Below are 9,421 nucleotides of genomic sequence, written 5' to 3'. Positions count from 1 at the left end.
CCCTTCCCATTCCGAACAGGGCCGTTAAGCCCGCCAGCGCCGATGGTACTGCTACACCAAGCGGGAGAGTAGGTGGCCGCCAAACCTATAGAGCCCCCGATCTGTTGATCGGGGGCTTTTTTGTACCCTTATTCGGCCCTTCTGAACTGGTTGTACATATTCTGTAGCGATAAAATATTGGCAAATTTCAATACTACAGTAATTGATATGCTGCAGAAAGACATATTGTAGTACATCGCTTTTAGTTTAAATCGGTTGTATTTTAATGGTGTAACTGTTACTTGTCTGGTTTTGTCTAGCAAAGGAGTTGTTGTGTTAACCAATCTGTCAAGTGGGATTAGGCTCAAAATAATAGTATTATATAAACTGTAATAGTGCATCGCAACAGAGATGTTAATGAGACTCAATCTAAAATAGCACGGCAAGATTGCTTGAAGGTTTATTTATATAAATATGACAGGAATAAAAAAAAGAAGCATCTGTATGAATGCTTCTTTCTGTGACTAGTTAAGGTCAATTTCTATTTTATCTCAATTTTGGCTCTTACCGTACACTTAATAACGATGTTCTTAAATGCCTGCTGGGGCTCTTCCTGCTCTCCGCCAACGGCGCTATCTTCCATCGCCTTGGCCATGTACAGGCGGGGCTGGTACTCGTTCTCTTCGCCCGAAACAAAAAGGTTCTGCTCGTAAATGGCTAGGGGGGCCAGGGCAGCAACTCCCATTCCCTTGCAGAAGGATGCAGCCTTCTCCTTGGCGTTCTTCGAGGCCAGCTCGCAGGCGGTTAGCTTGTGGGTTTCTATTTGGCTATTCTCCACCTTGTACAAACTGATGGAGGTTATTTTTAAGGCCGATAGCTCTTCGATGATCTTATCCGATACGGCCAGATTGGTAAGTTTTAGGAGGTACGACTTGCGGTTTACCACATCTTTGGTGCCCCAGAAGCTCACTTTTTGGCGAATGCCGCTTAGCTTATCGATGGTGAGGTTTTCGGAGGGGACGCCGTACTTCTTTAGAATCTTGGAAATCTCAACCTCCTGCTTTTCGACGTTGATGTTTTCTTTGGGATTATCGACTAGTAGCAGCGAGAAGTAGGCGATGTCAGGAGCTACCTCCATCTTCGAGTTGCCTACTACTTCGATGAAGCGTTGCTTAATTTCTTGTTCTTGAGCGAATGCTCCAAGGCTAAAGGTGACGAATAGTACAATTAGTATTCTCTTCATTTTTGTTGTTTTTTATTCGACTAATGGTTGTTGTATTAAAACGAATTTCGTCTGTTAATGGTGTTATTTTCTATCAATAAATGTACCACAATTGTAAATATTGAGGTTGTGGGCTCGATTTTGATGCATTGAGTGCTACTTTTGCGCAGACTAATTATAATAATAAGATGTCTAGAGAATTGTACAACGTGGATGAACTAAAGGTGATGAGGCTTGCAGAGGAGGCGCTTGAGCGTGGCGCAAGCAGGCTGGTTGAGATACGTAACTTTGCACTAAAATCGGGCTACAAGAAGATAGGATTGGCCCACTGCATGGCTGTGTCAAAAGAGGCTGCGGTAGTAAAGGAGTTTCTTTCGAACGATTTTGAGGTGCTTTCTATCGATTGTAAAATTGGGAAACTACCAAAGAGCGAATTCCTTGGCGATGGAGCTGTGGGAATTAGCTGTAATCCGATGGGGCAGGCCGAATATCTTACTGCCAACGGTAGCGAAATGAACATCGTGATGGGCCTATGCGTAGGGCATGATATGGTTTTCGGAATGAATTCGAAGGTTCCAACAACCACACTGCTCGTAAAGGATAGGGTACACAAGCATAATCCGCTCGAAGGGATTAAAAATATTGGAGAAAAGGCGCTATAGTAGGCGCCTTTCTTGTTTTAGTTCGCCTTCTTTTTCAGAATAAACATGTTGGCCAACTTACCGGTGATCTTCTTGCCATCGCCGTCGAGCTGTTGGATGTAACCTTCGCCAACGAAGAACTTGGTAGGCGTACTGTTGTCGTCGTAGGTAAGCGTAAGGATGTTCCCTTTTACGCTCCATTCTCCGATATCCTCAATTGGCGCATTGGCGTTGCGGTCGATGTAGGTGCTGTTATAGGTAAAGCTTTTATCGCTGTCGAGGATAATCTCCACCTTAATGCCCGGGCAATCGGCACAGGGAAGCGTTCCGGTATAGGTTCCTTCGATATCTAGTGAGCTTTCGGCAGAATGGCTATCGGAAATCTGTGTGGTTATTGAAGTGTCTTGTTGTTGGGTGGATTCTTGGTGTGGTTTGTCCTTGCACGAGTATAGCGCCGCTGCTAAACATATTCCGGGAATGATTAGAACTCTTTTCATACGCAATGCTTTTATAGTTCCGATAGGGCTAATTTACGAAAATTAAATGTGTTCGACATAAAAGATGGAGTACGCCTAATCGCCCAAAAATACTTGTATATAGGTTTGTTTTTAGGTATTTGTAGGAATGTTCGTGTGTTAGATGTGTAACATAATAGCCTTTTTATGTTGTAAAATGTAGCTGTAAATTGAAGAGTTGGTTTTTTATTGCAATTAAAAAGTCTTTTGGAGGTAGTAAATCGAAAGAAATTTGTCAATTTTGGGGCCTGGCAAGAAAATGCTCTATTCTTAGATGTGTTGCTTATCTTTGCATCACTAAGAATAAAAAAGCGATAAAATGGCACAAAAACCAAGCATTCCAAAAGGTACACGAGACTTTTCGCCCGAGGAAATGGCGAAGCGCAACTATATTTTCGACACCATTAAGTCGGTATACAAGACCTATGGCTTCCAGCCCATCGAAACCCCTGCAATGGAGAACCTTTCTACCTTGCTTGGTAAGTATGGCGAGGAGGGAGATAAGCTGCTCTTTAAGATTTTGAACTCCGGCGATTTTACTTCGGGGGCCGATGCTTCGGAGTTTAACTCGGATAGGGCCAACGTTCTTAGCACCAAGATTTGCGAAAAGGGGCTTCGCTACGACCTTACCGTTCCGTTTGCCCGCTACGTGGTGCAGCACCAGAACGAGATCACCTTCCCCTTTAAGCGCTACCAGATTCAGCCAGTATGGCGTGCAGACCGTCCACAAAAGGGTCGCTACCGCGAGTTCTTCCAGTGCGATGCCGACGTTATTGGCAGCAAATCGTTGCTTAACGAGGTGGAACTGGTGCAGATTATCGACACTGCATTCAATAAGTTTGGGATTAACGTTCTCATCAAAATAAACAACCGTAAAATTCTTAGCGGAATTGCCGAGGTTATCGGTCACCCCGATAAGCTAATCGACATCACCGTTGCTATCGATAAGATCGACAAGATTGGCCTTGATGCCGTAAACGCCGAACTCGAGGGGCGCGGCATTGAGCATAGCGCGATCGAAAAACTACAGCCCATCATCACCCTTAGCGGAACCACCGAGAGCAAGCTCGAAAAGCTTCGTGAGGTATTATCAACCTCTGAAGTGGGCATGAAGGGCATAGAGGAACTTGCCATCATCTTTGGCTACCTCGCCACTTTGAATATCACCCAAGAGGTTGAGCTAGATCTTTCGCTTGCCCGTGGATTGAACTACTACACCGGGGCAATCTTTGAGGTAAAGTCGAAGGATACCGAAATTGGCAGCATCTGCGGTGGTGGTCGCTACGACGACCTTACCGGCATCTTTGGGCTTAAGGATGTATCGGGCGTGGGCATCTCGTTTGGTGCCGATCGCATCTACGATGTGCTGAATACCCTAAACAAGTATCCTGAAAACTCGATGGTTGGAACGCAGCTGCTGTTCATCAACTTTGGTAAGGCTGAGGAGCTCTTCTGTCTGCCTGTGATGGCTAGTCTTCGTGCGCAGGGTGTTGCTGTGGAGATCTATCCCGAATCGGCAAAGATGAAGAAGCAGATGGACTACGCCAACAAGCGTAATATTCCATTTGTGGCTATTGTTGGAGAAAACGAGATGCAGAAGCAAGTTGTATCTCTTAAGAATATGATAACAGGGGAGCAGCAGGAGGTGCCTGTTGGCGAGCTGATAGCGCATCTGCCCCGCTAGGTTCTCCGAAGAACTACTTAAAAAAACAAAATGGCTAACCAGTACACAATCTCACCTAACCCGCTAACCTACGATGTGCTCGAAAGAGCCGCTGATGGCGAGCTGCAGCTAAGCCTCTCGGAGGAGTCGGTTGCGCTTATTCAGAAGTGCCGCGACTATCTAGATAATAAAATGAAAACGCAGACTGAGCCGATTTACGGTATTACCACCGGATTTGGCTCGCTTTGCAACCGTTCCATATCATTCGAGGCGCTAAGCCAGCTTCAGGAAAACCTGGTGATGTCGCATGCGTGCAGCACCGGTGCCGAGGTTGAACCTGCGATTATCCGCCTTATGCTTTTCCTTAAGGCTCACGCGCTATCGTTGGGTAAGAGCGGCGTGCAGGTGGTTACGGTTCAGCGCATCATCGACTTTTACAACAACGATGTGCTGCCTATTGTGTACGACCGTGGCTCGTTGGGCGCATCGGGCGACCTTGCACCGCTTTCGAACCTGTTCCTGCCGCTAATTGGCATGGGCGAGGTTCGCCATAAGGGCGTTAAGCGCAACGCCGATGAGGTACTGAAGGAGTTTGGTTGGGAGCCTATCAAGCTACAATCTAAGGAAGGATTGGCGCTGCTTAACGGAACACAGTTTATGAGCTCGCACGGCGTGCTTGCCCTTATCAGAGCGTTCCGTTTGGTGAAACTGGCCGATGTGGTTGGTGCGCTTTCGCTAGAGGCGTTTGATGGCCGCATTGAGCCTTTCAACGAGCTGCTGCACACCATTCGTCCGCATCAGGGGCAGCTGGAGACTGCGCGAAACATCCGCACCATTCTAGAAGGTAGCGAGCTCATCGCCCGCCCTAAGAAGCACGTGCAAGATCCATACTCGTTCCGCTGCATGCCGCAGGTGCACGGCGCATCGAAGGATGCCATTGCATACGTGGCCAGCGTACTCCTCACCGAGGTGAACTCGGTTACCGATAACCCAACCGTTTTTGTTGACGAGGACTTGGTGCTTTCGGGTGGTAACTTCCACGGACAGCCGTTGGCGCTGGTATTGGACTTCCTTGCCATTGCTCTTGCCGAGCTGGGTAACATCTCGGAGCGTCGTGTGGCTCAGCTGATACTTGGACTACGCGGACTACCAGAGTTCTTGGTGGCAAACCCAGGTCTAAATTCAGGTTATATGATTCCTCAGTACGCTCAGGCATCGATGGTGAGCCAGAACAAGCAGCTATGTACGCCTGCTTCGGTGGACTCCATCGTATCGTCGAACGGACAGGAGGATCACGTTAGCATGGGCGGTAACGCGGCAACCAAGGCGCTTCGAGTTGTGGATAACGTTGAGCGTATCCTCGCCATCGAACTGATGAACGCATCTCAGGCCATCGAGTTCCGTCGTCCAGCCAAGACATCGCCCTACCTCGAGGAGTTCCTTGCCGATTTCCGTAAGGTAGTTCCGTTTGTAGAGGAGGACATCATCATGTACCAAGCCATCGACAGGGCGGTTGCCTTTATCCGCGAGGGGGATTTTATTAGCGAATAATTTTTAGTGATACAGCACAGGAAGCGCGGTAGCCCGGTTGGGATGCCGCGCTTTTTATTTTTGGGTAATGGCTTGCATATCATGAATTATTGCTTACTTTATGCGATCGTTTAAACCTTGTTAAAGGTTCTCGATACGCTATTAAAGATCCTAACTAAAAATTTTTACGATGAAAAAACTTCTAACAGCGGTATTCTTGCTCTTCGCATTTTCGGTTTCGTTTGCCGAAAAACCCATTCAGCTTAGGCTGGAGAAGGGGAAAACCTATACTCAGGTTTCGAACATTAACAGCAAAGTATCGCAGTTCGTACAGGGTATGAGCATGGATATTGAGATGTCTATTGTTTCAACTACCAGCTATAAGGTTTTGGATGTAAAGGATACGCTGCTTTTTGCCGAAGTTTCCTTTAGCAGCCTAAAAACTACGGTAAAAAGTCCAATGGGCGTTCAGGAGCTCTCTTCCGATTCGAAAAATGTAAACGACCCTTCGTCGATGCTGATGCAGGAGCTAACCAAGAATCCTTTTAAGGTAACGCTAACCCAATCGGGTAGGGTTGTCGAAATCGATGCCAATACGGCTATCGAAAAGGCGGTGAACTCGGTGGTAGCCCTGAGCGACGATCAAAAGGCAATGGTAAAAGGCCAGTTCTTCGAGCAGTTTGGCAATGCCGCCATTAGGCAAAATCTTGAAAATACCTTTAGCTACTATCCCCCTAAAAATGTAAAGGGAGAGAAGTGGAATTCAGTACAAAAGATAAAGACCTCGCTAGCTTTAGTTCTTAATAACGAAAACGAGGTTACGGATGTTAATAACGAAAACGTTACCGTTAAGTACGTTGGCGAAATGTCTTCGCCCGAAAATGCCGAGCCTGCCAATCTTAATGGCATGAGCGCAAAGTATGCCATTAACGGAACAACCGAAGGGGACGTTACCATAGATGTGAAAACGGGATGGATTATCAAAAGCACCTTTAGCCAAAACCTAAAGGGGAATCTTGAGTTCTTACCCAATGCTCAAATGCCAAATGGGATGCAGGTTCCAATAACGATTACGAATACCGGAAGCGTTACCCAGTAACGATTAGAAAAGAGATAGCGAGCGCCTTTCACCGTGTGGGAGGCGCTTTTTGTTTGGAGGACTATTGGCTAGAAGAAAGTTCAACCCTCTGGAGTTGCTAGTACAAACGGTTAGTCGGAAGTGAAAACACGCAAACGTGTTAGTGCAAACCGATGCCCGGAAGTAGAAACACGCGGAGGTGTTAGTGCAAACGGGTAGGAGGAAGTAGAAACACGCAAACGTGTTAGTACAAACCGATGCCCAGAAGTAGAAACACGCGGAGGTGTTAGTGAAAACTGGTGCCCAAAAGTATAAACACGCAGAGGTGTTAGTACAAACGGGTCGATGGAAGTACTATTGTAAATGTACAACGGTACAAACGGGTAGATGAAAGTACTCTTGTAAATGTACAACGGTGCAAATGGGTAGGCGGAAGTACTACTGAACGAATTCAGCAGTACAAACAGGAGGCTGGAAGTACTACTGAGCGGATTCAGCAGTACAAACCGATAGTCGGAAGTCCTAATGTCAGGAAATGCTGGGAGCGTAGGCGGGGATTGCTGAAAATTTGGCAACGTAGGAGCGTCTTTTTGGGCTGGTTGTCAGGTGCACTTGCCATATTGACAGGAAAGGGCGGGGTGGCACACCGTTTGAACGTACATCAGCCAGAAAACAAAAAAGCTTACGATATGCAAAAAGGTAAAATTGGGGTATCTACCGAAAATATCTTCCCCATCATCAAGAAATTCCTGTACTCCGACCACGAAATTTTCCTACGCGAGCTGGTGTCGAATGCCGTTGATGCCACCCAAAAGCTCAAAACGCTGGTGGGTACCGGCGAGTGCAAGCAGGAGCTGGGCGATTTGACCATCCGCGTGAGCGTGGATAAGGAGAAGAAGACCATCACCGTGTCGGATGCCGGTGTGGGGATGACCCAGGACGAGGTGGAGAAGTACATCAACCAAATAGCTTTCTCGGGTGCCGAGGAGTTCTTGGATAAGTTTAAGGACCAGTCGGTACAGATCATCGGACACTTTGGTATGGGCTTCTACTCGTCGTTTATGGTGAGCAGCTCGGTAGAGGTGGTTACCAAGTCGTGGAAGGATGCGCCTGCCGTACGCTGGGAGTGCGACGGTAGCCCCGAGTACACCATCGAGGATACCACCCGCGAGCGCCGTGGTACCGACATCATCCTACACGTAGCCGACGATAGCGAGGAGTTCCTAGAGGAGAGCCGCATCAGCGCGCTGCTGAACAAGTACTGCAAGTTCATGCCTATCGAAATCGCCTTCGGCAAGAAGAAGGAGTGGAAGGATAGCAAGTACGAGGATACCGATGAGGATAACATCATCAACCAAACCAACCCTATCTGGACAAAGAAGCCTGCCGAGCTCAAGGACGAGGACTACGCCGAGTTCTACCGCACGCTTTACCCCATGGCCGACGAGCCCATGTTCCATATCCACCTAAACGTGGACTACCCCTTTAATCTTACCGGGATACTCTACTTCCCTAAGATTTCGAACAACATCGATTTACAGAAGAATAAGATACAGCTCTACTGCAACCAGGTATTCGTTACCGACTCGGTAGAGGGCATCGTGCCCGAGTTCCTTACCCTGCTACACGGGGTTATCGACTCGCCCGATATTCCGCTTAACGTATCGCGCAGCTACCTGCAGTCCGATGCCAACGTTAAGAAGATTTCGAACCACATCACCAAGAAGGTGGCCGATCGCCTGAGCACCCTTTTCAAGAACGAGCGCGAAACCTACGAGCAGAAGTGGGCCGACCTGAAGCTCTTCGTGGAGTACGGCATGCTTACCGACGAGAAGTTCTACGATAGCGCTGCCAAGTTTGCTATGTTTAAGGATGTTGATGGCAAGCACTACACCTTCGAGGAGTATAAAGATGCCATTAAGGAGGAGCAAACCGACAAGGACGGTAAGCTGGTGTACATCTACAGCAACGACCCCGAGGCGCAGTACAGCTTCATCCAGGCCGCAAAGGCGCATCAGTACAACGTTATGGTGATGGATGGCCAGCTCGACAGCCACTTCGTGCAGATGCTCGAAGGTAAGCTGGAGAACGCACAGTTTGTACGTGTAGACTCGGATGTGATGGATAACCTTGTTCGTAAGGACAAGAAGAAGGAGTGGAAGATTACCCCCGACGAGCAGGAGAACCTGAAGCCCGTATTCGAGGCCAACACCCCCGAGGGCGGCGAGGCCATGTACCACGTGTCGTTCGAGGCGCTTAGCGAAACTGCAGCACCGGTAGTCATCACCCAAAACGAGTTCATGCGCCGCATGAAGGATATGTCGCAAATGGGCGGCGGTGGCGGAATGAACTTCTACGGCAAGATGCCCGACTCGTACAACGTGGTGGTAAACGCCAACCATCCGCTGGTAACCGAGATTAAGGACGATCTAAACACCGAGCTGAAGGATAAGATTACCGAGTACAAGGCTAAGCTTAAGGCCGAGGAGGATGTTCTAGCCGACCTTAACAAGCAAAAGGGCGATAAAAAGGACGAGGACGTTCCAGCCGAGCTCAAGACCCGTATCGAAGAGGTAGAGGGTAAGGTAGAGGCCATCCGCAAGGAGGAGTCCGATATGCTGGGTAGCTGGGGTAAGTCGCACAAGATCGTGCACCAGCTCATCGACCTAGCGCTGCTCTCCAACAACATGCTTAAGGGCGAGGCGCTAAACAGCTTCCTAAAGCGCAGCTTGGAGATGATTAGTAGATAACTTTAATTTTGCTCGAGTTATAGTAAAAGGCCCTGCCGGTTTT

General features: G+C 48.1%; 7 protein-coding genes and 1 rRNA gene. 6 read left to right on the top strand and 2 right to left on the bottom strand.

From position 1 onward, the window contains the following. Positions 1-85: ribosomal RNA gene (gene rrf, locus CLV25_RS11605) — 5S ribosomal RNA — on the top strand; the annotation flags it as partial. Positions 86-520: 435 nt separating this feature from the next. Here the strand turns inward: rrf and CLV25_RS11600 are convergent. Then, complete coding sequence (locus tag CLV25_RS11600) at positions 521-1,222, bottom strand: SIMPL domain-containing protein (RefSeq protein ID WP_131839820.1); 702 nt, start codon at positions 1,220-1,222, stop codon at positions 521-523. A gap of 167 nt (positions 1,223-1,389) precedes the next feature. Between CLV25_RS11600 and CLV25_RS11595 the strand changes: the two genes are divergently transcribed. Further along, complete coding sequence (locus CLV25_RS11595) at positions 1,390-1,863, top strand: DUF1847 domain-containing protein (protein ID WP_131839819.1); 474 nt, start codon at positions 1,390-1,392, stop codon at positions 1,861-1,863. A 17-nt stretch (positions 1,864-1,880) separates the two neighbouring features. On the opposite strand, the gene CLV25_RS11590 is transcribed toward CLV25_RS11595, so the two are convergent. Continuing rightward, positions 1,881-2,339, bottom strand: a complete 459-nt coding sequence (locus CLV25_RS11590; RefSeq protein ID WP_131839818.1) for a copper resistance protein NlpE — start codon at positions 2,337-2,339, stop codon at positions 1,881-1,883. Between the two features lie 337 nt (positions 2,340-2,676). On the opposite strand from CLV25_RS11590, the gene hisS reads away from it, so the two are divergent. From hisS to htpG, 4 genes are all read left to right on the top strand, one after another. Beyond that, positions 2,677-4,041 carry a histidine--tRNA ligase gene (hisS, locus tag CLV25_RS11585; protein ID WP_131839817.1) on the top strand — a complete coding sequence of 455 codons (1,365 nt, stop codon included), beginning with the start codon at positions 2,677-2,679 and terminating at the stop codon, positions 4,039-4,041. A 30-nt stretch (positions 4,042-4,071) separates the two neighbouring features. Further along, positions 4,072-5,571, top strand: a complete 1,500-nt coding sequence (hutH, locus tag CLV25_RS11580) for a histidine ammonia-lyase (RefSeq protein ID WP_131839816.1) — start codon at positions 4,072-4,074, stop codon at positions 5,569-5,571. A 169-nt stretch (positions 5,572-5,740) separates the two neighbouring features. Beyond that, a complete protein-coding gene (locus CLV25_RS11575) occupies positions 5,741-6,649 on the top strand; it encodes a DUF6263 family protein (RefSeq protein ID WP_131839815.1) in 909 nt (302 codons plus the stop codon). A gap of 668 nt (positions 6,650-7,317) precedes the next feature. Beyond that, positions 7,318-9,378, top strand: a complete 2,061-nt coding sequence (htpG, locus tag CLV25_RS11570) for a molecular chaperone HtpG (RefSeq protein ID WP_131839814.1) — start codon at positions 7,318-7,320, stop codon at positions 9,376-9,378. The last annotated feature ends 43 nt before the right edge of the window (positions 9,379-9,421 follow it).

It is taken from the genome of Acetobacteroides hydrogenigenes (assembly GCF_004340205.1).
Classification (GTDB): Bacteria; Bacteroidota; Bacteroidia; order Bacteroidales; family ZOR0009; genus Acetobacteroides; species Acetobacteroides hydrogenigenes.
The sequence above is the reverse complement of the archived record's forward strand: the minus strand, read 5'-3'. Positions and strand labels throughout refer to the sequence as shown.

Coding starts and splice junctions, on each gene's coding strand:
- CLV25_RS11600 (WP_131839820.1), bottom strand. CDS start 1,222: ATGAAGAGAATACTAATTGTACTATTCGTCACCTTTAGCCTTGGAGCA.
- CLV25_RS11595 (WP_131839819.1), top strand. CDS start 1,390: ATGTCTAGAGAATTGTACAACGTGGATGAACTAAAGGTGATGAGGCTT.
- CLV25_RS11590 (WP_131839818.1), bottom strand. CDS start 2,339: ATGAAAAGAGTTCTAATCATTCCCGGAATATGTTTAGCAGCGGCGCTA.
- hisS (WP_131839817.1), top strand. CDS start 2,677: ATGGCACAAAAACCAAGCATTCCAAAAGGTACACGAGACTTTTCGCCC.
- hutH (WP_131839816.1), top strand. CDS start 4,072: ATGGCTAACCAGTACACAATCTCACCTAACCCGCTAACCTACGATGTG.
- CLV25_RS11575 (WP_131839815.1), top strand. CDS start 5,741: ATGAAAAAACTTCTAACAGCGGTATTCTTGCTCTTCGCATTTTCGGTT.
- htpG (WP_131839814.1), top strand. CDS start 7,318: ATGCAAAAAGGTAAAATTGGGGTATCTACCGAAAATATCTTCCCCATC.